Genomic DNA, 23,517 nt, shown 5'->3' on the forward strand with positions numbered 1-23,517 from the left:
TCACGAGCCCGGCGGTCTGCGAGCCTCGCCGGCCGACGGGCGGATCCGCCCGAGGCGGCGGCCCTCCCGTTCGTCGGAGGGAGGGCCCTCCGCGACCTCGGTCCGACGCCTTCGGGCCCCGCCCCGTACGCATCACCCGTACCGCACTGCCCCCACCGCGCCCGCTTCGAACCCGCCCGGCACCGAACCTGCCCTCGCAGTCCGTGGCGCAGGGCACCGAGCCCGCGGCGGCACCCCCTCGCACCCTCACACACCCCACCACCGCGTCGGCCGGCCCCGACCCGGTGGCCGCACTCGCGCCGAACCTGCACCCGTACCGGACCCGCGCCCCGCCGTCGTGGCCGCACCCGTATCGAACCGGGCCCGCACCACGCCGGCACGGCTTCCGGAGCCGTATCCGTACAGCCCCGCACCCCGCTCTGTTTCTTCCGCTGCGGAAGCAGCCCCCGCAGCCTCACCGAGGAGTCATCATGGCCACTGCCACCCACACCGCCACCGCCCTCAGCGTCACGAAGATCGGCGGGCGCATCGGCGCCGAGATCGGCGGGGTCCGGCTCGGCGGGGGTCTGAGCGACGACGACGTCGCCGGGATCCGGGCCGCCCTGCTCGCCCACAAGGTCGTCTTCTTCCGCGGCCAGGGGCACCTCGACGAGGCCGCCCACGAAGCCTTCGCCGAGCTGCTCGGTGCGCCCGTCGCGCACCCCACCGTGCCCTCCGCGGACGGCCGTTACGCCCTCGGCATCGACTCCCACCACGGTGCCCGCGCCAACCAGTGGCACACCGACGTCACCTTCGTCCCCGCCTACCCCGCCTTCTCCATCCTCCGGGCCGTCACCATCCCCCCGTACGGCGGTGACACGCTCTGGGCCAACACGGCCACCGCCTACGCCGGCCTCCCCGAGCCGCTCCGCGCCCTCGCCGACGGCCTGCGCGCGGTGCACTCCAACGAGTACGACTACGCCGCCCTGCGGCCCGACGCCCTTCCCGAGGCCCTGGCCCAGTACCGCGAGGTGTTCACCTCCACCACGTTCCTCACCGAGCACCCCGTGGTCCGCGTCCACCCCGAGACCGGCGAGCGCACCCTGCTGCTCGGCAACTTCGTCCAGCGGATCCAGGGCCTGACCGGCCGGGACAGCCGCGCGCTGCTCGACCTCTTCCAGGCCCACATCGAGAGCCCCGAGAACACCGTCCGCTGGCAGTGGCAGGCCGGTGACGTCGCGATCTGGGACAACCGAGCCACCCAGCACTACGGCGTGGACGACTCCGACGACCACGAGCGCACGCTGCGCCGCGTCACCGTCGACGGCGACGTCCCGGTCGGCCCCGACGGGGTCCCGTCCCGCTTGATCAGCCCGGAGACCGTCCCGGACCCCTCCTTCGGGATCCCGTCCGGCGCCTCCACCGGTTCCGCCTCCACCGGTTCCGCCGCCTGACCTGTCGTCGTCAGAGTCCGTACGCCGCTCAAGGAGCCACCGTGCCCAAGCTGCTCGCCCTCACCGGCAGCCCCTCCGCCCACTCCCGTACCGCGGTCGTCGCCGACCACGCGCTGCGCCACCTCACGCACGCCCACGTCGGCTTCGAGACCGCCACCCTGGCCGTACGCGAGCTCCCCGCCGCGGACCTGCTGGCCGCCCGCCGCGGCGAGCCCGAGATCCGCCGCGCTCTCGAGGCCGTCGCCGAGGCCGACGGCCTGATCATCGCGACCCCCGTCTACAAGGCCTCGTACACCGGCCTGCTCAAGGCCTTCCTCGACCTGCTCCCGCAGGACGGCCTCGCCGGCAAGACGGTGCTGCCACTCGCCACCGGCGGCAGCCTCGCGCACGTCCTGACCATCGACTACGCCCTGCGCCCCGTGCTGACCGCCCTCGGAGCCCGGCACGTCACCGCCGGCCGGTTCGTCCTGGACTCCACCGTCGAGCGCGGCTCCGGCCCCGACCGGCTGCGGCCCGAGGCGGAACTCGACCTCCTCCAGGCCGTCGACGAGTTCGCGGACGCCCTGCGTGCCGCCTCCGTGCCGACCGCACCCGTGCCGACCGCCGCCCCCTCGCTGCTCACCGCCACCGCCACCGCCACCGCCATAGCCACCGCCCCGTAGGGCCGTCCCCGCCCCTCGCCCACCACCCGTACGACAAGGAACCGTCATGCCCGCAGCACTCACCTCGACCACCACCTCCCGGCGCCAGTTCCTCACCCTGCTCGGCATCTCGGCGGCCGCGGTGAGCTGCGGGACGGCCACCGCCGGATCCGGCTCCGGCTCCGGTTCAGGCGGCCAGGTCACCACCCTGAAGTACCAGGGCAGCGTGGGAGGCGTCACGCTCCCCGAACTCGCCGCCGACCTCGGCTACCTCGGCGACGTGAAGCTGGAGTGGATCGGCAACACCATCAGCGGCCCGCAGGACATCCAGTCCGCCGCCACCGGCCAGATCCACTTCGGCGGCGCCTTCAACGGCGCCATCGTCAAACTGGCCAGCAGCAAGGCCCCGATCACCTCGGTCATCTCCTACTACGGCTCCGACCAGCACTCCTACAGCGGCTACTACGTGCTGGAGGACAGCCCCATCCGGACCGCCCGCGACCTGATCGGCAAGAAGGTCGGCATGAACACCCTGGGCGCGCACGCCCAGGCCATGCTGGAGATCTACCTGGGGCGCAACGGGGTGTCGAAGGCGGACGCGGCCAAGGTCGAGTCCCTGGTGGTCCCCCCGGTCAACACCGAACAGGTGCTCAGACAGAAGCAGATCGAGGTCGCCGTGCTCGGCGGGGTGCTGCGCGACAAGGCCCTCGCCGCCGGCGGGATCCGCCCCCTCTTCACCGACTTCGAACTGCTCGGCCCGTTCAGCGCGGGCAGCTACGTGATGACGAAGCGCTTCGTCAAGGAGAACCCCGACACCGTACGGACCTTCGTCACCGGAGTGGCCAAGGCCATCGAGTGGTCCCGCACCACCCCGCACGAGCAGGTCATCGCCCGGATGACGGACATCGTCACCAAGCGCGGCCGCAACGAGGACACCGCCACCCTCAAGTACTGGCGCTCGTACGGCGTCGCCGAGACCGGCGGCCGGATCTCCGACAAGGAGTTCCAGGTCTGGCTGGACTGGCTCGCCGAGCGCGGCGACATCAAGAAGGGCCAGCTGAAGGCGACCGACCTCTACACCAACGAGTTCAACGGACACAGGAAGGGGTGACGACGGACATGGCGAAGATCGTGTTCGAGGGGGTCCGCAAGACCTTCGGGGACTTCACGGCCCTCGACGGCATCGACCTGGAGATCCGCAGCGGCGAATTCCTCGTGGTCGTCGGCCCCAGCGGCTGCGGCAAGTCCACCCTCCTGGACCTCCTCGGCGGACTGTCCGCCCCGACGGCCGGCCGGATCCTGCTCGACGGCAAGCCGGTCACCGGGCCGGGCCTGGACCGGGGCATCGTCTTCCAGCAGTACGCGCTGCTGCCCTGGCGGACGGCCCTCGGCAACGTCGAGTTCGGTCTGGAGGCGACGGGCGTACCGCGCCGCGAACGCAAGCAACGGGCCCGGGAGTTCCTGGACCTCGTCGGCCTGACCGGCTTCGAGGACCGCCATCCGCACCAGCTCTCCGGCGGCATGCGCCAGCGCGTGGCGATCGCCCGCTCGCTGGCCTACGACCCGGACGTGCTGCTGATGGACGAGCCGTTCGCCGCGCTCGACGCGCAGACCCGCGAGTCCCTCCAGGACGAGCTGCGCCGCATCTGGCAGCGCACCGGGAAGACCGTCGTCTTCATCACGCACGGCATCGAGGAGGCGGTGTACCTCGGCCAGAGGGTGGCCGTCATGACCTCCCGCCCCGGGCGGATCAAGGAGATCGTCCCCGTCGCCTTCGGTGAACGCCCCGGCACCGCCGCCCCCGGCACGACCGGCAGCGCCCTCGCGACGGGCCCGCAGGGCGAGGAACTCCGCTCCAGCCCGGAGTTCGCCCGCCGCCGCCACGAGATCTGGACCCTGCTCCACGACGAGGTGGCCCGCGCCCAGCAACTGGAGAAGGAGGAGGCCTCCGTATGACCACCGGAACCGACACCGCTGCCCCTGCCGTACTGCCCGTCGCCGCCCCGGTTCCCGCCGTGGAGGTACGGGAATCCGCGCCCCCGCCGCGTCCGGCGGCACCCGGGGCCGGGACCGCCGGACGCCGACCGGCCCGGCAGCCGCTGCGCGCAGTGGGACGCCGGCTTCGGGCCCTGTCCGTGCGCTCGGCGGCGATCCTGGCGCTCCTCGCCGTCTGGGAGACCGCACCCCGCCTGGGACTGGCCGATCCGACCTTCCTGCCGCCGGTCAGCGAGGTGGCCGCCGCCTGGTGGGAGCTCCTCGGCAACGGCCAGCTCGGCCGGCACACCTGGGCCAGCCTGATCCGCTCCTTCGGCGGCTTCGGCATCGCCGTCCTCGTGGCCGTCCCGCTGGGTCTGCTGATCGGCTGGTACCGGCCGGTCGCCGCCCTGCTCGGCCCGCTGCTGGAGGTGTTCCGCAACACGGCCGCGCTGGCCCTGCTGCCGGTCTTCGTGCTCCTGCTCGGCATCGGCGAGACCTCGAAAGTGTCCATCGTCGTCTACGCGTGCGTCTGGCCGATCCTGCTGAACACCATCAGTGCCGTCGGGAACGCCGATCCCACGCTCGTCCGGCTCGCCCGCTCCATGGACCTGTCCACCCCGAGGCTCTTCCAGAAGGTGATCCTGCCGGCCTCCGTACCGGCCGTGTTCACCGGGATCCGGCTCGCCGGAGCCGTCTCCATCCTCGTCCTCGTGGCCGCCGAGATGATCGGCGCGAAGGCGGGTCTGGGCTACCTGATCAACGCCTCGCAGTTCAACTTCGCGATCCCGCAGATGTACGCGGGCATCGTCACGATCTCCGCCATCGGCGTGGCCTTCAACCAGCTCCTGGTCACGATCGAACGCCGCCTCAGCACCTGGCGCGTCCCCTCCTGACACCCGGCCCCGTCAGGCCCGCCCCGCCAGGGCCCTGCCCTGCCCGGCCTCCCCGCCCCGCCCTGCCCGGCCTCCCCGCCCCGCCCTGCCCGGCCTCCCCGCCCCGCCCTGCCCGGCCTTCCCGCCCCGCCCGGGGCGCCTCCCCGCCCCGCCCGGGGCGCCTCCCTGCCCCGCCCGAGGACGCGCCTGCCCGCCCCATGCCACGCACGCCACCACCAGAACCACGAGGACCCGCCATGACCGCTCCCCGGACCCTGCACCTCAACGCCTTCCTCATGAACGCCGGGCACCACGACGCCGCCTGGCGGCACCCCGCCGGCGCGCCCGAACGTGTCACCGACCTGACGTACTTCCAGGAACTGGCCCGCACCGCCGAACGCGGCCGGCTCGACTCGATCTTCTTCGCCGACGGGCTCGCCCTGTGGGGCAAGGCCCGCTACAACGCCCTCGGCGGATTCGAGCCGCTCACCCTGCTCTCGGCCATCGCCGCCGTCACCGAGCACATCGGGCTCATCGCCACCGTCTCCACCACCTTCAACGAACCCTTCAACCTCGCCCGCAAGTTCGCCTCCCTCGACCACATCAGCGGCGGCCGGGCCGGCTGGAACATCGTCACCTCCGGCACCCTCGACGAGGCGCGCAACTTCAACCGGGACGAGCACCTGGAGCACGGCCTGCGCTACGACCGGGCCCGTGAGTTCCTCGACGTCGCCACCAAACTCTGGGACAGCTGGGAGGACGACGCGATCGTCCTCGACAAGGAGGCCGGCATCTACGCCGACACCGACAAGCTGCACCCGGCCGCGCACCGCGGGGAGTACTTCGGCGTCGCCGGACCGCTCAACGTGCCCCGCTCCCCGCAGGGTTACCCGCTGCTCGTGCAGGCGGGCTCCTCCGAGTCCGGGAAGGAGTTCGCCGCGCAGTACGCCGAGGCCGTCTTCACCGCGCAGCAGACCCTCGCCGACGGCCAGACCTTCTACAAGGACCTCAAGTCCCGCCTCGCCCGGTTCGGCCGCGCCGAGGACGACCTGCTCGTGCTGCCCGGCATCGCCCCCGTCATCGGCTCCACCGAGGCCGAGGCGAAGGCCCTGGAACAGGAGCTCACCGACCTCCAGGTGCCGGAGTACGGTCTCGCCCAGCTCTCCGGGATGCTGGGCGTGGACCTCACCGGCCTGCCCCTCGACGGCCCGCTGCCCGACCTGCCGGAGGAGCGGGACATCAACGGCAACAAGAGCCGTTTCACGCTCGTCGCCGAACTCGCCCGCCGCGACGGCCTCACCCTGCGCGAGCTGATCGCCCGCCTCGGCGCCGGCCGCGGTCACCGGGTCTTCGCCGGCACCCCCGAGCAGATCGCCGACCAGCTGGAGCAGTGGTTCACCCAGGGCGCCGCCGACGGCTTCAACATCATGGCGCCCGTGCTGCCGACCGGCCTGACCGACTTCGTCGACCAGGTCGTACCGATCCTCCAGCGCCGTGGACTCTTCCGCACCGAGTACACCGGCCGCACCCTGCGCGAGCACTACGGCCTGCCCCGCCCGGCCAACCGCCACACGGCCGCCGCCCGGGCGGTCTCCGCCTGACCGGGAGCGGGCGGGTGCCCGTCGCGGCCGGGGCGCTCCGCCGGGCAACCCGCCCGCACGCGCCCCGCACCCGCCCGGGTGCGGGCCGTACCGCCGTACCGCCGTACCGGACCGCCTACCGCCCGCCCGTCGGGGTGATTGCGTCAGACCGTCAGGACGATCTTGCCGCGCGTACGGCCCGCCGCACTCAGTTCCCAGGCCTTGGCCGCCTCCGCCAGCGGCAGCGCGTGTTCCACGTTCACCGTGAGCTTCCCCGCGTCCGCCAGCTCCGCGAGGAAGGCCAGGTCGGCGGCGTCCGGGCGCACCCACAGCTGGTGGGCGCCCTTCGCCGCCGCCTCCTGGTCGGCGATCGACACCACCCGGTCGCGCTGTCCGACCAGTGACTGGAGCGTCTCGATGACGTCGTCCCCGTAGAAATCGAGAGCGGCGTCCACGCCGCCGGGCGCGAGCTCGCGGACCCGGTCCGCCAGCCCCTCCCCGTACAGCACGGGCTCCGCGCCGAGCGAGCGCAGGTAGTCGTGGTTGTGCGCGCCGGCGGTGCCGATGACCCGCAGGCCCAGGGCCACCGCGATCTGCACGCCGAAGGAGCCCGTACCACCGGCCGCGGAGTGGATGAGGACGCTCTCGCCGGCCCGGACACCGACGCGGGTCAGCGACTGGTACGCGGTGAGGCCGGCCAGGGGTACGCCCGCGGCCTGTTCGAAGGTCAGCCCGCGCGGCTTGCGGGCGAGCGTGCGGACGGGGGCGGCGACCAGCTCGGCATAGGTACCCAGCTCCACCCACTCCTTGCGGACGTAGCCGTACACCTCGTCGCCCACGGCGAAGTCGGAGGTGTCCGGGCCGACCGCCTCGACGACACCGGCCACGTCCCAGCCGGGTATCACCGGGTGGCGGACTTCGAGGATCGGGTCGAGATACCCGGCGGCGAGCTTCCAGTCCACCGGATTGACCCCGGCGGCCTTGACGCGGACGAGCACCTCACCCGGCCCCACCTTGGGCTTCGGGACGTCAACGACCGTGAGAGAGGCGGGAGTTCCGTATTCGCTGTATGTGATGGCCTTCATGATCGCCCCAACGCGGGCTGCGCTGAGGCTATTCCGGGACCGTCAGGCCGGCAGGGTGTTGCGGTGGGAGCGCCTGCGCGCCGCGCTGAAGAGCGCCTGGATCTGCGCTCCCGACTGCTCGACGTCGTCGAGGGGCGAGGGGAAGGCCAGCCGTACGTCGCGGTGGCCGCGCCGCTCCTCCAGCCGCAGGGTGATCCCGTAGCGGTCCATGGCGAGCGGCAGGGCGCGCACGACCGCGGCCGTGGGCTGCGGCTGGACCAGGCGCAGCAGCAGTGTGACGAGATCGTGGTGCTCGTCGAGGAGGTGCGTGAGCATGCCCGCCTCGTACGCGGCGAGCGGGTCGGGGGCGGCCTCGTCCAGCTCCTCCAGTCCGACGTACGCGACGCCCTCGGCGGTCTCGAGCTCGGCGCGCTCGAACTCCATGCAGGTGGACTCGGCCCCGGACCCGGCCCCGGACCCGGCGGACAGGTCGGAGTAGGGGGTGAGCAGCCGGCCCAGCACGGTGACGCGGGCGCGCACCCGGTCGCGTACGGGGGTGGGAGCGACGTCGGTGAACTCCAGGCGGATCGCGGGCCGGTGCTCCGCGTGTCCGCCGGGCTCGGCGGGGTGCAGGTGCAGCCGGCCCATGGGGTCGCCGCCGTCGAGGTGGCGGACTTCGGAGCGCAGGCCGTCGGTGACCACCGTCATGGAGTGGGCGGCGGCCAGGACCGACCGGATCCGCTCGGCGGCGGTGGGCAGGGCGGCCGAGGGCGCGGGGTCACCGAACAGGCGCATGCGGATCTCTCCATCCTTCGTAAGTTAGGTATGCCTAACCTAACTCATCTTGGTTCCTGAGAGTACCCGGCACCGCTCGTGTCGTTGTTGGGCTGAACGGGTGAAACACGAGAGGATGGGGGGATGCACATGAAGCACGCGGCCGAGGCGGCCCGGTGAGCAGGTACGACGTCACCGACGAACAGTGGGAGGGGCTCGCGCAGGTGGTACCCCTGCGCAGTCGCAACGAATGGCCCTCCCGGGTGGACCACCGCACGATTCCCAAGTCGCCCGGGGCGACGGCGGCGGAGCAGCGGCGCTTCGTGGTGATCAGAGTCCAGATCTTCGCGGACGCGCGGGAGGTGGCCGAGTACCTGATCGCGCAGATCCCGGTGCTGCTCGACCTCACCGGCGCGGACAGCGAAGTGGCCAAGAGGATCCTGGACTTCAGCAGCGGGGTGGTCTTCGGGCTGGGCAGCGGAATGCACCGGGTGGACCGGAACGTCTTCCTGCTGGCGCCCGTCGGGACCGAGGTCGAGGGGATCGCGGCCGCGGCCGTCCCCCGATCGTAGGAAGGTCCGTACGAAGGAACGGTTCGCCGGGGCCGCGGGGGGCCCGGCGGCCCGTACCGTCCGGCGCATGGACGCCACCGCCGTCGCGCCGGGCGACGACACCCGCACCGATTCCCCCGAGGCCGGACCGTCCGGCGAGCCCTCCCCGGCCCAACCGCCGCCGCCGGCCCGGCACGTCCCTCCCGCCGCCGGCCCGGCAGCGCCCGTCGCCACGGCGGCGGCGCCCGCCGCTCCCACCGCCACGGCTGCGGCCGGCGTCCCGGGCCCGTCCGTATCTCCCGCACCGGCAGCCGGTGCGGGCGCGGATCCCGTCGTGCCGGCGCAGGGGGCCCGGCGTGGCACCGGCCGGCCCGTCGAGCCCGCGCGGCGGCAGCCGTACGCGCGGCCCGTGATCACCGAGTTACGGCTGTCCGCCTTCGGGCAGCACCGGTCCGCGGCCTTCCCGCTGGGGCCGGTCACCCTCTTCGCCGGACCGAGCGGCAGCGGCAAGTCCCAGGTCCTGGCCGCCTACGAGGCCCTGGCCGGGCTGGGCTCGGGCGCCACCCTCGAAACGGTCTTCCCGGACCCCGGCGCCCGCATCCCCGACGGCGCCCTCCCCGACACCCAGCGGCGGCGCGGCTTCCGGCTCGGCTGTACGGTCGACGGCCCCGCCGGACCCGTCCGGCTCGAACTCGCCGTCCAGGCCGAGCCGGCCCTGCGGATCGTCGGCGAACGGCTCTCCCAGGACGGGCAGATCCTGTTCGCCACCGCCCTGCGCGACCCGGGCCGGCGCTCGGTGCAGGCCTCCTGGCTGACCGGCGGCGCTGTCGGCGTCACCCGGGCCCCGCTGCCCGACAACCGGCTCGGCACCGCGCTGCTCCCGCTGCGGGTCGCCGGATCCACGGCCGGCCAGCGGCAGGTGCTCGCCGCCGCCGAGCAGGCGGTCGTGGCCCTGCGCTCGGTGTTCGCCTGCGACCCCCGTCCGGACCGGATGCGCGCAGCCGTCCCGCCGGGCGAGGGCCGGCTGCTGGCCGACTGCGCCAACCTCGCCGACGTCCTGCGCCGGACCCGCCACGAATGCGGGACCCGCCACGCGCTGCTGGCCGAGGCCGCGCGGACCGGCTGTGCGGGGCCCGTCGCCGGGCTGGACGTACGCGCCGCCGCGGGCGGCGGCGTCGCCGCGGTGCTGGACCGCGGACCCGGCCGCCCCGCCACGGAACTGGCCCGGCTCGGTTCGGGCGAGCTGCGTTTCCTCGCGCTGGCGCTGGTCCTGCTCACCGGGCCGGGGGTGCTGGACATGGACCCCGCCGCCGAACTGCTCTCCGCACGGCAGGCGCTGACGGTGCTGGCCGACGGCCTCGACCGCGGACTGGACGGGAACCAGGCCGCCGAGCTGCTGCGGCTGGCGCTGCTGTCCTGCGGCCGCGGCCACGTCCGGCTGGTGGCGGCCGTGGGGGAGGGGACCGCGGCCGCCGCCCGCCGTCTGGACGGCGTGTCGGTGGTAGACCTGTCGGTATGAACGAGACGCAGGAGCCCCGGCCGTCCGAGCGGCGGTCCGACGAACGGCCCGACCGGCGGCTGGACGTGCGGCCCGACGGACGGCCCGACGGACGGCCCGAGGAACGGCTGGACGTGCTGCAGCGCAGGCTCGCGCAGTTCGCGGCGGCGCGCGGCTGGGAGCCGTACCACACCCCCAAGAACCTGGCCGTGGCGCTGAGCGTGGAGGCGGCCGAACTGGTGGAGATCTTCCAGTGGCTGACGCCGGAACAGTCGGCGAAGGTCATGGAGGAACCGGAATCCGCCCACCGCGTGGCCGATGAGGTCGCCGACGTGCTCGCGTATCTCCTGCAGTTCTGTGAGGTTCTCGGGGTGGATGTGCTGGATGCGCTGGCCGCGAAGATCGAGCGGAATGAACTGCGCTTCCCCGTAACGGGTGGTCCGACACCGAATCGTCACTCTTCGGAGTGATGGACTCCTCCACAATCACGTTTCTGTCCACATTTTCCGAATACCCCTGGCTTTAATGGCCCGTTGCCCTCACTCTGGGTAGTGGTGAGGACGGCGGGATGTCGTGCGGACGGGGGACGGCATATGGATGCGGTACGGCTCATCGCGGCCGGCCGGCACGCGCTGGCACAGAGCGGGGCTGCGTGGGGAATCGTGGGCGAGGCCTGGCAGGCCCAGGCGCTCGCGCAGGGGATAGGGAGCTGGCTGGCGGTCACCGGGCCGCCGGAGCTGAGACCGGAGGCACGGGGACTGGGGGAAGCGGGAGGCAGAGGATGCGGGGTACTGGACCGGGCGGCCCTGCGCGGCGAGGGCAGCGCGCCCGAGTACCCGCCGCGAGCCGCACAGCTGAGCGGGGTGGCGGATCTCCGGCAGGCACTGCTCGGACTCCAGGCGCTCCTGGGAGAAGTGGGCATAGCCCTGGTCGGGGTGGCCTGCGGCACGGACGACGAGACCCTGTACTGGCAGTGCATAGAGTCGATCGACGCGGCTGACGAGTCGAGCGACCGGGTACGGGCACTCCTGCGCCGCATGACGGTGCGTGAACGGGGGTCCGCCTCGGGCGTTGCCTGAGCCGGGCCCGCCCGGTACGGGCGGCGCGGAGAGCGGCACGGGCCGGGTTTCGTCGTGCGCGGCGGCCAGGGCCGCCGCGGCGACGGGACCCGCACGGTCACGCGGACCGGTGGGCCGGGCGCTCCCTCCCGGCGGTGCGGTCCGCGGACCCTTTCCCGCGGGGGAAGGGCGCGGTGGACGCACCGGCGCGAAGCCGCCGGCGCGGGGCCGGGCGGGGCAGGATGGAAGGCATGGATCTTCGCATTTTCACCGAGCCCCAGCAGGGGGCGAGCTACGACACCCTCCTGACCGTCGCCAGGGCCACCGAGGACCTCGGCTTCGATGCGTTTTTTCGCTCCGATCACTATCTGCGGATGGGAGCGGCCGACGGCCTGCCCGGCCCGACCGACGCCTGGATCACCCTCGCGGGCCTGGCCCGCGAGACCAGGCGGATCCGCCTCGGCACCCTGATGACGGCCGGCACCTTCCGGCTGCCCGGAGTCCTCGCCATCCAGGTGGCCCAGGTCGACCAGATGTCCGGGGGCCGTATCGAGCTGGGCCTGGGCGCGGGCTGGTTCGAGGACGAGCACAAGGCCTACGGGATCCCCTTCCCCGCGGACCGGATGTCCCGGCTGGAGGAACAGCTGGCCGTCGTCACCGGTCTGTGGGCCACCGCGCCCGGCGCCACCTTCGACTACGCGGGCGACCACTACCGCGTGGAGAACTCGCCCGCGCTCCCCAAGCCCGTCCAGGCCAGAATCCCGGTTCTCGTCGGCGGCCACGGGGCCAAGCGGACACCGCGCCTCGCCGCGCGGTACGCGGACGAGTTCAACATGCCGTTCGCGTCGATCACCGACAGCAAGCGGCAGTTCGGCCGGGTCCGGGAGGCCGCCGAACACGCCGGCCGGAGGCCCGACGACCTCGTCTACTCCAACGCCCTGGTGGTGTGCGTGGGCAAGGACGACGCCGAGGTGGCCCGCCGGGCCGCCGCCATCGGCCGGGACGTGGACGAGCTCAAGGCGAACGGCCTGGCCGGCTCGCCGGCCGAGGTCGTGGAGAAGATCGGCGCCTACGGCGCCGCCGGATCCTCCCGCGTCTACCTCCAGCTGCTCGACCTCGACGACCTGGACCACCTGGAGCTGATCTCCGCCCAGGTGCTCTCCCAGCTGCGTTAGTGGAGAGGAGAAGCGATGCCTCGCGCGACGGGCCCGCTCGCCGAAGCCCTGGCCCACCGGACCGTCGTCCTGGACGGCGGACTCAGCAACCAGCTCGCCGCCCAGGGCTGCGACCTCACCGGCGGCCTCTGGACCGCCCGTGTGCTCGACGAGCGGCCGGTCCAGGTCGAGGCCGCCCACACCGCGTACGCGCGGGCCGGCGCCGAGGTTCTGATCACCGCCGCCTACCAGGTCGGCTACGAGGCCTTCGCCGCCCGCGGCCGCGACCGCGACGCGACCACCGCTCTGCTGCACCGCAGCGTCGCGCTCGCCGCCCGGGCCGCCGAGGCCTGCGACCACGAGGTGTGGGTGGCCGCCTCGGTCGGACCGTACGGAGCGGTGCTGGCGGACGGCTCTGAGTACCGCGGCCGGTACGGCCTGAGCGTGCGCGAACTCGCCGCGTTCCACCGCCCGCGCATCGAGGCCCTGCTCGCCGCCGGGCCCGACGTACTGGCCGTGGAGACCCTGCCCGATCCGGACGAGGCCGAGGCGGTGCTCACCGTCCTCGCCGAGACGGACGCCCCGGCCTGGCTGAGCTACACCGTGGCCGGCGGCCGCACCCGGTCCGGACACCCGCTGCCCGGGGCTTTCGCGCTCGCCGCGCAAGCCCCCCAGGTCATCGCGGTCGGGGTCAACTGCTGCGACCCCGCGGACGTCCTCCCGGCCCTGGAAGCGGCGGCTTCCGTCACCGCCAAGCCCCTGCTGGCCTACCCCAACGACGGGTCCGTCTGGGAGCCCGCCACCGGCACCTGGCGGGCACCCGGCTCGCTGCCCTCCTGGCCCACGGACGCCTGGTACCGCACCGGAGCCCGCCTCGTCGGCGGCTGCTGCCGCATCGGCCCGGACCGGATCGCGGAACTGGCCCGGGAGCACGGCGGGCCGATCATGTGACGTTGCGGCAGGAGGGTGCGTGGCGCTCCTGGGGCCGAACACGGTGCGGAGCGCGCGAGCCTATCCAGAAGGTTGAAGATCGTACTTGTTTTCGCTCGAAATCCGTTGGCCCAAGGATGATCCGGCCGTCATGCTGAACCGCATGTTCCTTACGATCACCACCACCGGGACCGCCGACAATCCGGCGACTGACCTGGGATTTCTCCTGCACAAGCACCCGGACCGGGTACGCGTGGAGAACCAGTCCCACGGCACCGCCCACGTGTTCTACCCCGAGGCCACGGCCGAGCGGTGCACGGCGGCCCTGCTGCTGGAGGTCGACCCCGTCGCGCTCGTCCGACGCGGGAAGGGCAAGGGCCGGGGCGGAGCGCCCGACGCCGCGCTCGCCCAGTACGTCAACGACCGTCCGTACGCCGCCTCCTCGCTGCTGGCCGTCGCGCTCAGCGGGGTGTTCCGCACCGCGCTGAAGGGCAGTTGCGTCCTGCGCCCCGAACTCCCGGCCCGGGCGCGCCCGCTGCGCGTCGAGATCCCCGTGCTCCCCGCACGCGGCGGCGCCGCGATGGTGCACCGGCTCTTCGACCCGCTCGGCTGGGACCTCGTACAGGCCGAGGCCGTTCCGCTCGACGAACAGTTCCCCGAGTGGGGGGACTCCCGCTACGTACGCCTCGTGCTGGAGGGCGAGCTGCGCCTCGCCGACGCCCTGCGGCAGCTCTACGTGCTCCTGCCCGTCCTCGACGACGCCAAGCACTACTGGATCGCCCCCGACGAGGTCGACAAGCTGCTGCGCGCCGGGGACGGCTGGCTCGCCGCGCACCCCGAGAACGCGCTGATCAGCTCCCGCTACCTGGCCCGCCACAAGCGGCTGACCCAGGACGCCATCGAGCGGCTGGAACTGGTCCGCCTCGCCGAGTCCGACGGCAGCGAGGTCGAGGAACTCGACAACGCCGTCGACGAGACGCGCGACACGCAGGAGCGGCCCGTACCGCTCGCCGCGCGGCGGCGCGAGGCGATCCTCACCGCCCTGCGCGCCGCCGGTGCCCAGCGTGTGCTGGACCTCGGCTGCGGACAGGGCCAGTTGGTGCAGGCGCTGCTGGGGGATCCCGCGTACACCGAGATCGTGGGCATGGACGTCTCCGTGCGGGCCCTGACCATCGCCGCCCGGCGGCTGCGGCTGGAGCGGATGGGCGAGCGCCAGCGCTCGCGCGTCACCCTCCTCCAGGGCTCGCTCGCCTACACCGACAAGCGGCTGGCCGGCTACGACGCGGCCGTGCTCAGCGAGGTCATCGAGCACCTGGACCTCGAGCGGCTGCCCGCGCTGGAGTACGCCGTGTTCGGGTCGGCCCGCCCCCGCACGGTCCTCGTCACCACCCCCAACGTCGAGTACAACGTCCGCTGGGAGACCCTGCCGGCCGGGCACGTCCGGCACGGCGACCACCGCTTCGAGTGGACCCGCGAGGAGTTCCGCGCCTGGGCCGGCCAGGTCGCCGACCGTTTCGGCTACACGGTCGCGTACGTCCCCGTCGGCGACGACGACCCCGAGGTCGGGCCGCCGACCCAGATGGCCGTCTTCACCCAGGACGACGCCCACCCCGGCACCCCGCCCGGCACCGGCGGCACCACCGCCGACGCCACCACAGGCACCACCACCGACTCCCCGAAGGAGGGCGAGGCAGCATGACCACCACCGAGAACAAGCGCACACTTCCCGTCACCGACCTGTCCCTCGTCGTCCTGATCGGGGCCACCGGATCGGGCAAGTCCACCTTCGCCCGCAAGCACTTCAAGCCCACCGAGGTCATCTCCTCCGACTACTGCCGCGGCCTGGTCCGCGACGACGAGAACGACCAGAGCGCGAGCCGCGACGCCTTCGACGTCCTGCACTACATCGCCGGCAAGCGCCTCGCCGCCGGCCGCCTGACCGTCGTCGACGCGACCAGCGTCCAGCCCGATGCCCGCCGCCAGCTCGTCGCGCTCGCCCGCGAGCACGACGTCCTGCCCATCGCCATCGTCCTGGACATGCCCGAGCAGGTCTGCGCCGAGCGCAACGCGGCCCGCCCCGACCGGGCCGGTCTGCCCCGCGCGGTCATCCAGCGGCACCGCCGCGACCTGCGCCGCTCCCTGCGCGGCCTGGAGCGCGAGGGCTTCCGCAAGGTGCACGTGCTGCGCTCCGTCGAGGAGGCCGAGGCCGCCGAGGTCGTCCTGGAGAAGCGCTTCAACGACCTCACCCACCTCACCGGCCCCTTCGACATCGTCGGTGACATCCACGGCTGTTCCTCCGAGCTGGAGACCCTGCTCGCCCGGCTCGGCTACGAGGACGGCGTCCACCCCGAGGGCCGCACGGCCGTCTTCGTCGGCGACCTGGTCGACCGCGGCCCCGACAGCCCGGGCGTCCTGCGCCGTGTGATGGGCATGGTCAAGTCCGGCAACGCCCTGTGCGTGCCCGGGAACCACGAGAACAAGCTCGGCCGTTACCTCAAGGGATCCAAGGTCCGGCAGACCCACGGCCTCGCCGAGACGATCGAGCAGCTCTCCCACGAGCCGCCGGAGTTCGTCGAGGAGGTGCGGGAGTTCATCCGCGGCCTCGTCAGCCACTACGTCCTCGACGGCGGGAAGCTGGTGGTCTGCCACGCCGGGCTGCCCGAGAAGTACCACGGCCGCACCTCCGGCCGGGTCCGCTCGCACGCCCTGTACGGGGAGACCACCGGCGAGACCGACGAGTTCGGCCTGCCCGTGCGCTACCCGTGGGCCGAGGACTACCGCGGCAAGGCCGCCGTCGTCTACGGCCACACCCCCGTCCCGAACACCGCCTGGATCAACAACACCATCTGCCTCGACACCGGCGCCGTCTTCGGCGGCCGGATGACCGCCCTGCGCTGGCCCGAGCGCGAACTGGTCGACGTACCGGCCGAGAAGGTCTGGTACGAGCCGGTCAAGCCGCTCGTCACCGAGGTGCCGGGCGGGCACGACGGCAGGCCGCTCGACCTGGCCGACGTGCACGGGCGCCGGGTCGTGGAGACCCGGCACCTGGGGAACGTGGGCGTCCGCGAGGAGAACGCGGCCGCCGCCCTGGAAGTCATGAGCCGCTTCGCCGTGGACCCGCGGCTGGTCCCGTACCTGCCGCCGACCATGGCGCCGACCGCCACCTCCCGCGAGGACGGCTACCTGGAGCACCCGGCCGAGGCCTTCGCCCAGTACCGCCACGACGGCGTCGACCGGGTGGTGTGCGAGGAGAAGCACATGGGCTCCCGCGCCACCGTCCTGCTCTGCAAGGACGCCGTCGCCGCCCGCGACCGGTTCGGCGTGGACGGCCCGACCGGATCCGTGTACACGCGCACCGGACGGCCCTTCTTCCACGACGCCGAGGTCACCGAGGAGATCCTGGCACGGCTGCGCGCCGCGGTCACCGGCGCCGGGCTGTGGGAGGAGCTGGGCACGGACTGGCTGCTGCTCGACGGGGAACTCCTGCCCTGGTCCCTGAAGTCGGGCGGCCTCCTGCGCAACCAGTACGCCGCCGTCGGCGCCGCGGCGAGGACCGTCTTCCCCGGTGCCGTCGCCGCCCTGGAGGCGGCGGTCGCCCGCGGCGTCGACACCGGCGCCCTGCTGGAGCGCCAGCGTGCCCGGGCCGCGGACGCGACGGCCTTCACCGAGGCCTACCGCCGCTACTGCTGGACCACCGACGGGCTGGACGGCGTACGGTTCGCGCCGTTCCAGCTGCTGGCCGCGGCCGGGCGGTCGCTGGCCGCCGTACCCCACGACGAGCAGCTGGCCTGGCTCGACCGGCTGGTCGCGGCCGACGACCCGGGCACCCCGGGCGGCACCGGACTGCTGCGCCGCACCGCCCGGATCCTGGTGGACACCGGGGACGAGGCGTCCGTACGGGCCGGCACCGACTGGTGGCTGGAGCTGACGGCCGCCGGCGGCGAGGGCATGGTCGTCAAGCCGCTCCGGGCCTACGCCCGCGACGGCAAGGGGCGGCTGGTCCAGCCCGGGGTCAAGGTGCGCGGACGGGAGTACCTGCGGATCATCTACGGGCCGGAGTACACGCGTCCGGACCAGCTGGAGCGACTGCGCGAGCGGTTCCTCGGGCACAAGCGCTCGCTCGCCCTGCGGGAGTACGCGCTGGGCCTGGAGGCGCTGGACCGGCTGGCGGCCGAGGAGCCGCTGTGGCGGGTCCACGAGCCGGTCTTCGCGGTCCTCGCGCTGGAGTCGGAGCCGGTCGACCCGCGGCTGTGACGGCGGCGGCCACGGCCGCGCGGCCGTGGCCGCGGCGTAAAGGCGGAGCCCCCGTACGGCCCCGAATTAGGTCGTATGGGGGAACTTTCGCGGAGAACGCCGGGGAAACCACCGGCGGGATCGTTCATCCAGGGCAGCGGAACGACCGTAGCCCTGGAAGGACGGAACACCACCTATGAAGATGACCGCGCGCGGAAGCATTGCGGCGCTCTTGACCTGTATGGCAGCGGCCGGTGTGGCCACCCCGGCCGTGGCCGACGGGGTGCCGGTGGGCGTCCCGCTCGAAGGTGTGGAGACCACGACCGGCCTGGCCGTGCCGCGGATCGCCACCGCGGTGCCGCTGCCGGTCGTCGGGGCACCCGAGGCCCCCCGCATGCACAAGGGGGACATGCTTCCCACGCCACTGCTCCCGGCGGTCCCGATCGCCACCGAGCTCGGCGACACCCTGGTCACCTCCCCGCTGCCGAACCTGCTGGGCCGCCCGGAGACGGACGGCGAGGGCTCCGTGGAGTCGCCCGCCACCACCGTCCGCACCCGCACCCCGGGCGCGGTCGTCGGCTCCCCGCTCACGATGCCTGACGGGTCCAACTCCGGGCTGCCGAACCTGACCACGCCCAAGCTGGGTCTCCTCGCGCCCGAGATCACGGGTGCGCCGGAAGCGCTCCTCGGTGTCGGCCTGCCCCGCTGAGCCGACCCCACTTCAAAAGGCCGCCCGGTCTGCGAACGTGTACGACATGGGATTCCACGTCGACTCCGAGACCGGGCGGCTGCGCCGCGTCATCCTCCACCGGCCCGACCTGGAGCTGAAGCGGCTCACACCGGGCAACAAGGACGCGCTCCTCTTCGACGACGTGCTGTGGGTGCGCAGGGCGCGCCAGGAGCACGACGGCTTCGCGGACGTGCTGCGGGACCGGGGCGTGGAGGTCCATCTCTTCGGGGACCTGCTGTGCGAGGTCCTGGAGGTGCCGGAGGCCAGGCGCCTCGTCCTGGACCGGGTCTTCGACGAGAAGGAGTACGGGCCGCTCGCCACGGACCATCTGCGGGCCGTCTTCGACGGGCTGACCCCGGCGGCGCTGGCGCAGGCGCTGGTCGGCGGCATGACCAAGCGCGAGTTCCTGGAGCGGCACGCCGAGCCCGTGTCCGTACGCTTCCACGCCCTGGACCTCGACGACTTCCTGCTGGGGCCGCTGCCCAACCACCTCTTCACCCGCGACACCTCCGCGTGGATCTACGACGGGGTGTCCATCAACGCGATGCGCTGGCCCGCCCGGCAGCGCGAGACCGTCCACTTCGAGGCGATCTACCGGTACCACCCGCTCTTCACCGCCTCCGGGGCCTTCCACTACTGGTCGCAGGGCCAGGTGGACTACCCCTCGACGATCGAGGGCGGTGACGTCCTCGTCATCGGCAACGGCGCTGTGCTGATCGGAATGAGCGAGCGGACCACGCCGCAGGCGGTGGAGATGCTGGCGCGGGGCCTGTTCGCCGCGGGCTCCGCGACCTCCATCGTGGCCCTCGACATGCCCAAGCACCGGGCCTTCATGCACCTGGACACGGTGATGACGATGGTCGACGGAGATACGTTCACTCAGTACGCGGGGCTCGGCATGCTCCCCTCCTACACGATCGAGCCGGGCGACGGGGCCAACGAGCTGAAGGTGACCGACCACCCGGCGGAGCACATGCACCGGGCCATCGCGGCGGCGCTCTCGCTCGACTCGATCCGGGTGCTGACCGCGACCCAGGACGTGCACTCGGCGCAGCGCGAGCAGTGGGACGACGGCTGCAACGTGCTCGCCGTCGAGCCGGGCGTGGTCGTCGCCTACGAACGGAACGTGACGACCAACACGCACCTGCGCAAGCAGGGCATCGAGGTGATCGAGATCCCGGGCAGCGAGCTGGGGCGCGGCCGGGGCGGACCGCGCTGCATGAGCTGTCCGGTGGAGCGGGACGCCGTCTGAGCCGGCGGTTCGCGGTGGGCGCGGGAGAGGTCACACCACCGGCTCTGTATATCAATACGGTGTGTCGTATAGACTTCCAGCATCCCCTGTCACCGTGACGCTGGAGCGACCCCATGGCCCCCGACCTCAAAGGCCGCAGTTTTCTCAAGGAGCTGGACTTCACGGCCGCCGAGTTCCGCGGCCTGGTCGAGCTCGCCGCCGACCTGAAGGCGGCCAAGCGGGCCGGGGTCGAGCAGCGGCTGCTCCGGGGCAGGAACATCGCGCTGATCTTCGAGAAGACCTCGACGCGCACCCGCTGCGCCTTCGAGGTCGCCGCCGCCGACCAGGGCGCCCACACCGTCTACCTCGACCCGGCCGGCTCCCAGATGGGGCACAAGGAGTCGGTCCGGGACACCGCCCGGGTGCTGGGCCGCATGTTCGACGGGATCGAGTACCGCGGCGACAGCCAGGAGGCCGTCGAGGAACTCGCCGCCCACTCCGGTGTCCCCGTCTTCAACGGCCTGACCGACGACTGGCACCCCACCCAGATGCTCGCCGACGTCCTCACGATGACCGAGCACAACACCAAGCCGCTGAACCGTATCGCCTTCGCCTACCTCGGCGACGCCCGCTTCAACATGGGCAACTCGTACCTCGTGACCGGTGCGCTGCTGGGCATGGACGTACGGATCGTCGCGCCCAAGGAGTACTGGCCCGCCGACCAGGTGGTGGCCGAGGCGCGCCGGCTCGCGGCGGACAGCGGCGCGCGGATCACCCTGACCGAGGAGGTCGCGGAGGGGGTCGCGCAGGCCGACTTCGTCGTGACCGACGTCTGGGTGTCCATGGGGGAACCCAAGGACGTCTGGGACGAGCGGATCGCGGCCCTGGCCCCGTACGCCGTCACCATGGACGTGCTGCGGGCCACCGGAAACCCGGACGTGAAGTTCATGCACTGCCTGCCGGCCTTCCACGACCTGGGCACCAAGGTGGCCCGGGAGATCCACGAGCGGCACGGGCTCGACTCACTGGAGGTGACGGACGAGGTGTTCGAGTCGGAGCACTCCATCGTCTTCGACGAGGCCGAGAACCGGCTGCACACCATCAAGGCCGTACTCGTCGCCACGCTCGGCCGACCTGGCCCGGGTGACGCATAGTCATACGCGGAACCCTTCAGGGCCGGCGTGATCGGGTGTCGGCCGGACGGAGCCGCCGCGCGGGCAGGGTGCTTCGAGCAATGTTGCGGCAAGCGCACCACGAGGCTGGCGGTGTTACCCCCGGCCAGCAGAACGTGCGTTGCCCGGCTGGGTCGAGTTGTATCACGATCCGTCAGTTCTACGCGGGGGCTACGCATCACCGCGTGGAAAATGGGGCCCTACACCGGACAGGAGGGTGACGAATGGGCCGAAGTTCCACAGGGGGCTCGGTAGCTGTTCCGGGCGTCGCGACGCTGCACGTGCTGTCGGGTGTGGCGATACTCCGCCCCGAGGAGGCCGTCTTCGAGAAGACGCTGTCGGGCTTCGTAGACCACCACCGGGCCCGCCGGCTGTCCTGGGACACGGTCAACACCGAAGCTCGTATCGCGCGCCAGGTCCAGGCGATGGCCGGCGGGTATCCGTGGGAACCGGCTGGGACAGGCGGCTGTTCGACCGGTGGTCGGCGATGCTCGCGGACACCGTCGCAACGTCGACGATGCGCAAGTATCAGAACGACCTTGCGCTCTACCTGAGTTATCTGAGCGATCCGGCCTACGAGTGGCCGCAGGTGTGCCTGAGCGTTCGGGATGTTCACCGGCTTCGCGCTGCGGGACCTGAACGCGGTCCGGCACGCGCAGGAGTACATCGGCCAGCCCAGTGGCAACCGGCCGTTGAGCAGGGCAGAGGTGAAGACCTTCTTCGGGCAGATGGACCCGGAGATCAAGCGGCTTCGCGAGCAGGGCCACAAGGGAGCGCTCGCCGCGGCCCGGGACCTGGCGATGTTCAGGACGATGTACGGCTGGGGCCTGCGCCGCAGGGAGACGGCCCGGCTGGAAACCCACTGGCGGCGTCAGGCGAAGCTGCCCGAGTTCGGGGACTACGCGGGGCTGGCGGTCCGATGGGGGAAGGCCGGACAGCCTCCCAAGCGCCGGAGGGTGGTCTCGGATGGCCGTGGGCGGTTCGCACCGTGCAGCTGTACATGGAGAACGTGCGCCCGCTGTTCTACAGCGACCGCCCGGGACGACGGCGTCATGTTCCCCACCGAGCGGAACGAGATGATCTCGGAACGCGCGGTGAACCAGCGGTTCCAGCACTGGCGTGAGCTGGGCAAACTGCCCGCTCAGCTCGGCCCGCACTGCATGCGGCACACGTACGTGACGAGGCTGGCTACGACGGCCGGTTCGTCACCGACCAGGTCGGTCACTCGCACGCCGCGACCACCGCGATCTACACCGCGCTCAGCAGCGGCTCCAAGAGCCTCACGGGCCGGGTGCTCCTCGCACGATACGCACGCCGGCACCTGATGCCCCTCGCGCACCAGCACGTCAACCGCAGCGGCTTCACCCGCTTCCAACGCGAGCACCTCCGTCGTCAGCTGAACGCCGCCCGACTCCTCCTCGACCACCTCCACAGCCGCGGCCGCACGCTCGACAGCATCACCCAGCACCTCATCCCCGGTGGCTCATCGTCAACCCGACCCTCCGGCACTACGCCCGGCCGTTCCTCCTCTGGGCCGCGACCTGCGGCCTCGCACCCACTGACGTCGCCATCGCCACCTTCAGCAAGCACGGCGAACGCGCCATCATGAACGACACCGACCGAGTGCTCCCCGCGCTCAGGCTTGAAACCGACGAGAGCCTGCCACTCGCGGACCGCGTCGCCGGCTGCCTCGTCCTGCAATACGGCCAGAGCACCGACCGCATCGTCGACCTCACCCCCGCCCAGGTCCACATCCACCCCGACGAACCCGGAGTCCTGGGCCTCCAACTCGGCCGCGAAACACTCTGGCTCCGCCCGCGCCTGTCAGCAGCCGCCTCCGAGCAGCACAAGCCCCAGAGAGCCCCCGAGTGAGCCCTTTCCGGTGAAGTCAGTGAAGGTGAAGAGCGTCGCGGCAGCGCCCTGCCATCTCAGGCCAGGACGCGCCGCCCGCACGGAAAGTTCACTGCGGCGGAAGGAGGCGGGAGCGCTGTGCTTCTCCTTGGTGCACCAAGGGCGGCGCCGCCGGACCGGCGGGGGTGGCCAGTTGGCCATTCCCGGGACGAGCACCCCCGTCCGCCAGCAGACTGGTACGCACCGACGGACCGGCGGGCTCGTCTCCCATCAGGGATCGACCTGTTGAGCCCGTCGTGGGCGGGCTGGATCGATTGTGCGCCGCGATCACCATGGTGTGGGGCGGGCACGTATGGGTGGGGACGGCACAGATGGACCAGATCAGTCTCAGCGAAGCGTTGTGGCAGTTGCGGTCGGAGTTGTACCAGGCGCAGACCGACGGCGCGGGGCAGCAGTTGAGGTTCGAAGTAGAGAAGGCGGAACTGGAGCTGGAGGTCGAGTTCCGGCGGGACGGCAACGGCAAGGTGAAGGTGTCCGTCGGCGCGCTCGGCGCGAAGGGTGAAGCCGAGGCCGGAGGGGTGCGCGGGGCAGTCCGGAGGGAACGGCTCACCCTCACCTTGAACGTCCTGGACGAGGCCCTCGGCCCTGGTCGACGCTTCCAGGTCGAGCGCGGTGCCTCGGCTGGCGGTGCATACACCGAGGCGCCGGACCCCGCCCATGGCGCTCAGCCGTCCGATTCGCCGCAGCCCGAGCCCTGGGACGAGTGAA

Annotated in this window: 22 protein-coding genes; 19 read left to right on the forward strand and 3 right to left on the reverse strand. The window is 72.5% G+C overall.

The features are described from left to right. Positions 1 to 470 precede the first annotated feature (470 nt). The 6 genes from NRK68_RS26250 to NRK68_RS26275 all read left to right on the forward strand — a co-directional run bounded on the left by NRK68_RS26250 (position 471) and on the right by NRK68_RS26275 (position 6,524). Positions 471 to 1,433: a TauD/TfdA dioxygenase family protein gene (locus NRK68_RS26250; RefSeq protein ID WP_183068329.1), complete on the forward strand. Its 963-nt coding sequence runs from the start codon at positions 471 to 473 to the stop codon at positions 1,431 to 1,433. A 41-nt stretch (positions 1,434 to 1,474) separates the two neighbouring features. Further along, positions 1,475 to 2,095: an NADPH-dependent FMN reductase gene (ssuE, locus tag NRK68_RS26255; RefSeq protein WP_257856929.1), complete on the forward strand. Its 621-nt coding sequence runs from the start codon at positions 1,475 to 1,477 to the stop codon at positions 2,093 to 2,095. A 46-nt stretch (positions 2,096 to 2,141) separates the two neighbouring features. Next, positions 2,142 to 3,185 carry an ABC transporter substrate-binding protein gene (locus tag NRK68_RS26260; RefSeq protein ID WP_257856930.1) on the forward strand — a complete coding sequence of 348 codons (1,044 nt, stop codon included), beginning with the start codon at positions 2,142 to 2,144 and terminating at the stop codon, positions 3,183 to 3,185. 8 nt (positions 3,186 to 3,193) lie between these two features. Continuing rightward, entirely contained in the window at positions 3,194 to 4,030 is an 837-nt protein-coding gene (locus tag NRK68_RS26265; RefSeq protein WP_183068331.1) for an ABC transporter ATP-binding protein, read from the forward strand. Continuing rightward, positions 4,027 to 4,944: an ABC transporter permease gene (locus tag NRK68_RS26270; RefSeq protein ID WP_257856931.1), complete on the forward strand. Its 918-nt coding sequence runs from the start codon at positions 4,027 to 4,029 to the stop codon at positions 4,942 to 4,944. Before NRK68_RS26265 ends, NRK68_RS26270 begins: the two co-directional genes overlap by 4 nt. 236 nt (positions 4,945 to 5,180) lie before the next feature. Next, positions 5,181 to 6,524 carry an LLM class flavin-dependent oxidoreductase gene (locus NRK68_RS26275; protein WP_183068332.1) on the forward strand — a complete coding sequence of 448 codons (1,344 nt, stop codon included), beginning with the start codon at positions 5,181 to 5,183 and terminating at the stop codon, positions 6,522 to 6,524. A 143-nt stretch (positions 6,525 to 6,667) separates the two neighbouring features. On the opposite strand, the gene NRK68_RS26280 is transcribed toward NRK68_RS26275, so the two are convergent. Both NRK68_RS26280 and NRK68_RS26285 read right to left on the reverse strand, forming a co-directional pair. Next, the gene (locus NRK68_RS26280) at positions 6,668 to 7,588 is read right to left on the reverse strand and encodes an NADP-dependent oxidoreductase (RefSeq protein WP_183068333.1); all 921 of its coding nucleotides are present in this window, start codon (positions 7,586 to 7,588) and stop codon (positions 6,668 to 6,670) included. Between the two features lie 42 nt (positions 7,589 to 7,630). After that, a complete protein-coding gene (locus NRK68_RS26285; RefSeq protein WP_183068334.1) occupies positions 7,631 to 8,362 on the reverse strand; it encodes a DUF2470 domain-containing protein in 732 nt (243 codons plus the stop codon). Positions 8,363 to 8,517: 155 nt separating this feature from the next. On the opposite strand from NRK68_RS26285, the gene NRK68_RS26290 reads away from it, so the two are divergent. From NRK68_RS26290 to argF, 11 genes are all read left to right on the forward strand, one after another. Beyond that, positions 8,518 to 8,913, forward strand: a complete 396-nt coding sequence (locus NRK68_RS26290) for a cell division protein SepF (RefSeq protein WP_030651331.1) — start codon at positions 8,518 to 8,520, stop codon at positions 8,911 to 8,913. A 67-nt stretch (positions 8,914 to 8,980) separates the two neighbouring features. Further along, a complete protein-coding gene (locus NRK68_RS26295) occupies positions 8,981 to 10,411 on the forward strand; it encodes an AAA family ATPase (RefSeq protein ID WP_257856932.1) in 1,431 nt (476 codons plus the stop codon). A gap of 107 nt (positions 10,412 to 10,518) precedes the next feature. Then, complete coding sequence (locus NRK68_RS26300; RefSeq protein ID WP_257857932.1) at positions 10,519 to 10,860, forward strand: nucleotide pyrophosphohydrolase; 342 nt, start codon at positions 10,519 to 10,521, stop codon at positions 10,858 to 10,860. 123 nt (positions 10,861 to 10,983) lie between these two features. Further along, the gene (locus tag NRK68_RS26305) at positions 10,984 to 11,469 is read left to right on the forward strand and encodes a DUF6099 family protein (RefSeq protein WP_183068336.1); all 486 of its coding nucleotides are present in this window, start codon (positions 10,984 to 10,986) and stop codon (positions 11,467 to 11,469) included. Between the two features lie 230 nt (positions 11,470 to 11,699). After that, positions 11,700 to 12,623 (forward strand): LLM class F420-dependent oxidoreductase, encoded by a 924-nt coding sequence (locus tag NRK68_RS26310; protein WP_257856933.1) that lies wholly within the window; start codon positions 11,700 to 11,702, stop codon positions 12,621 to 12,623. Between the two features lie 15 nt (positions 12,624 to 12,638). After that, positions 12,639 to 13,553 carry a homocysteine S-methyltransferase gene (mmuM, locus tag NRK68_RS26315; protein WP_257856934.1) on the forward strand — a complete coding sequence of 305 codons (915 nt, stop codon included), beginning with the start codon at positions 12,639 to 12,641 and terminating at the stop codon, positions 13,551 to 13,553. A 142-nt stretch (positions 13,554 to 13,695) separates the two neighbouring features. Next, positions 13,696 to 15,231, forward strand: coding sequence for a 3' terminal RNA ribose 2'-O-methyltransferase Hen1 (locus NRK68_RS26320; protein ID WP_257856935.1), 1,536 nt, complete (start codon positions 13,696 to 13,698; stop codon positions 15,229 to 15,231). Further along, positions 15,228 to 17,786, forward strand: coding sequence for a polynucleotide kinase-phosphatase (locus NRK68_RS26325; RefSeq protein WP_257856936.1), 2,559 nt, complete (start codon positions 15,228 to 15,230; stop codon positions 17,784 to 17,786). The genes NRK68_RS26320 and NRK68_RS26325 overlap by 4 nt, the downstream gene beginning before the upstream one ends. Before the next feature lie 220 nt (positions 17,787 to 18,006). Further along, positions 18,007 to 18,474 carry a hypothetical protein gene (locus NRK68_RS26330; protein WP_257856937.1) on the forward strand — a complete coding sequence of 156 codons (468 nt, stop codon included), beginning with the start codon at positions 18,007 to 18,009 and terminating at the stop codon, positions 18,472 to 18,474. Between the two features lie 46 nt (positions 18,475 to 18,520). Beyond that, complete coding sequence (locus NRK68_RS26335; RefSeq protein ID WP_183068342.1) at positions 18,521 to 19,747, forward strand: arginine deiminase; 1,227 nt, start codon at positions 18,521 to 18,523, stop codon at positions 19,745 to 19,747. A 113-nt stretch (positions 19,748 to 19,860) separates the two neighbouring features. Next, on the forward strand, positions 19,861 to 20,880 hold the full coding sequence (gene argF / locus NRK68_RS26340; RefSeq protein ID WP_183068343.1) for an ornithine carbamoyltransferase: 1,020 nt from the start codon (positions 19,861 to 19,863) through the stop codon (positions 20,878 to 20,880). A gap of 1,159 nt (positions 20,881 to 22,039) precedes the next feature. On the opposite strand, the gene NRK68_RS26345 is transcribed toward argF, so the two are convergent. Further along, positions 22,040 to 22,366, reverse strand: a complete 327-nt coding sequence (locus NRK68_RS26345; protein ID WP_183068344.1) for a hypothetical protein — start codon at positions 22,364 to 22,366, stop codon at positions 22,040 to 22,042. 137 nt (positions 22,367 to 22,503) lie between these two features. Between NRK68_RS26345 and NRK68_RS26350 the strand changes: the two genes are divergently transcribed. Together NRK68_RS26350 and NRK68_RS26355 are read left to right on the forward strand one after the other, a co-directional pair. Then, on the forward strand, positions 22,504 to 22,770 hold the full coding sequence (locus NRK68_RS26350; protein ID WP_183068345.1) for a hypothetical protein: 267 nt from the start codon (positions 22,504 to 22,506) through the stop codon (positions 22,768 to 22,770). 275 nt (positions 22,771 to 23,045) lie between these two features. Beyond that, the gene (locus NRK68_RS26355; protein ID WP_183068346.1) at positions 23,046 to 23,516 is read left to right on the forward strand and encodes a trypco2 family protein; all 471 of its coding nucleotides are present in this window, start codon (positions 23,046 to 23,048) and stop codon (positions 23,514 to 23,516) included. The last annotated feature ends 1 nt before the right edge of the window (position 23,517 follow it).

It is taken from the genome of Streptomyces yangpuensis (genome assembly GCF_024666385.1).
GTDB lineage: Bacteria > Actinomycetota > Actinomycetes > Streptomycetales > Streptomycetaceae > Streptomyces > Streptomyces yangpuensis.

Excerpts from the sequence above, each read along its gene's own strand:
- NRK68_RS26320 (WP_257856935.1), top strand. The coding sequence starts at position 13,696 with ATGTTCCTTACGATCACCACCACCGGGACCGCCGACAATCCGGCGACT.
- NRK68_RS26270 (WP_257856931.1), top strand. The coding sequence starts at position 4,027 with ATGACCACCGGAACCGACACCGCTGCCCCTGCCGTACTGCCCGTCGCC.
- argF (WP_183068343.1), top strand. The coding sequence starts at position 19,861 with ATGGCCCCCGACCTCAAAGGCCGCAGTTTTCTCAAGGAGCTGGACTTC.
- NRK68_RS26310 (WP_257856933.1), top strand. The coding sequence starts at position 11,700 with ATGGATCTTCGCATTTTCACCGAGCCCCAGCAGGGGGCGAGCTACGAC.
- NRK68_RS26295 (WP_257856932.1), top strand. The coding sequence starts at position 8,981 with ATGGACGCCACCGCCGTCGCGCCGGGCGACGACACCCGCACCGATTCC.
- NRK68_RS26350 (WP_183068345.1), top strand. The coding sequence starts at position 22,504 with ATGAACGACACCGACCGAGTGCTCCCCGCGCTCAGGCTTGAAACCGAC.
- NRK68_RS26260 (WP_257856930.1), top strand. The coding sequence starts at position 2,142 with ATGCCCGCAGCACTCACCTCGACCACCACCTCCCGGCGCCAGTTCCTC.
- NRK68_RS26305 (WP_183068336.1), top strand. The coding sequence starts at position 10,984 with ATGGATGCGGTACGGCTCATCGCGGCCGGCCGGCACGCGCTGGCACAG.
- NRK68_RS26250 (WP_183068329.1), top strand. The coding sequence starts at position 471 with ATGGCCACTGCCACCCACACCGCCACCGCCCTCAGCGTCACGAAGATC.
- NRK68_RS26280 (WP_183068333.1), bottom strand. The coding sequence starts at position 7,588 with ATGAAGGCCATCACATACAGCGAATACGGAACTCCCGCCTCTCTCACG.
- NRK68_RS26275 (WP_183068332.1), top strand. The coding sequence starts at position 5,181 with ATGACCGCTCCCCGGACCCTGCACCTCAACGCCTTCCTCATGAACGCC.
- NRK68_RS26265 (WP_183068331.1), top strand. The coding sequence starts at position 3,194 with ATGGCGAAGATCGTGTTCGAGGGGGTCCGCAAGACCTTCGGGGACTTC.
- NRK68_RS26285 (WP_183068334.1), bottom strand. The coding sequence starts at position 8,362 with ATGCGCCTGTTCGGTGACCCCGCGCCCTCGGCCGCCCTGCCCACCGCC.
- NRK68_RS26330 (WP_257856937.1), top strand. The coding sequence starts at position 18,007 with ATGGCAGCGGCCGGTGTGGCCACCCCGGCCGTGGCCGACGGGGTGCCG.
- mmuM (WP_257856934.1), top strand. The coding sequence starts at position 12,639 with ATGCCTCGCGCGACGGGCCCGCTCGCCGAAGCCCTGGCCCACCGGACC.
- NRK68_RS26325 (WP_257856936.1), top strand. The coding sequence starts at position 15,228 with ATGACCACCACCGAGAACAAGCGCACACTTCCCGTCACCGACCTGTCC.
- NRK68_RS26335 (WP_183068342.1), top strand. The coding sequence starts at position 18,521 with ATGGGATTCCACGTCGACTCCGAGACCGGGCGGCTGCGCCGCGTCATC.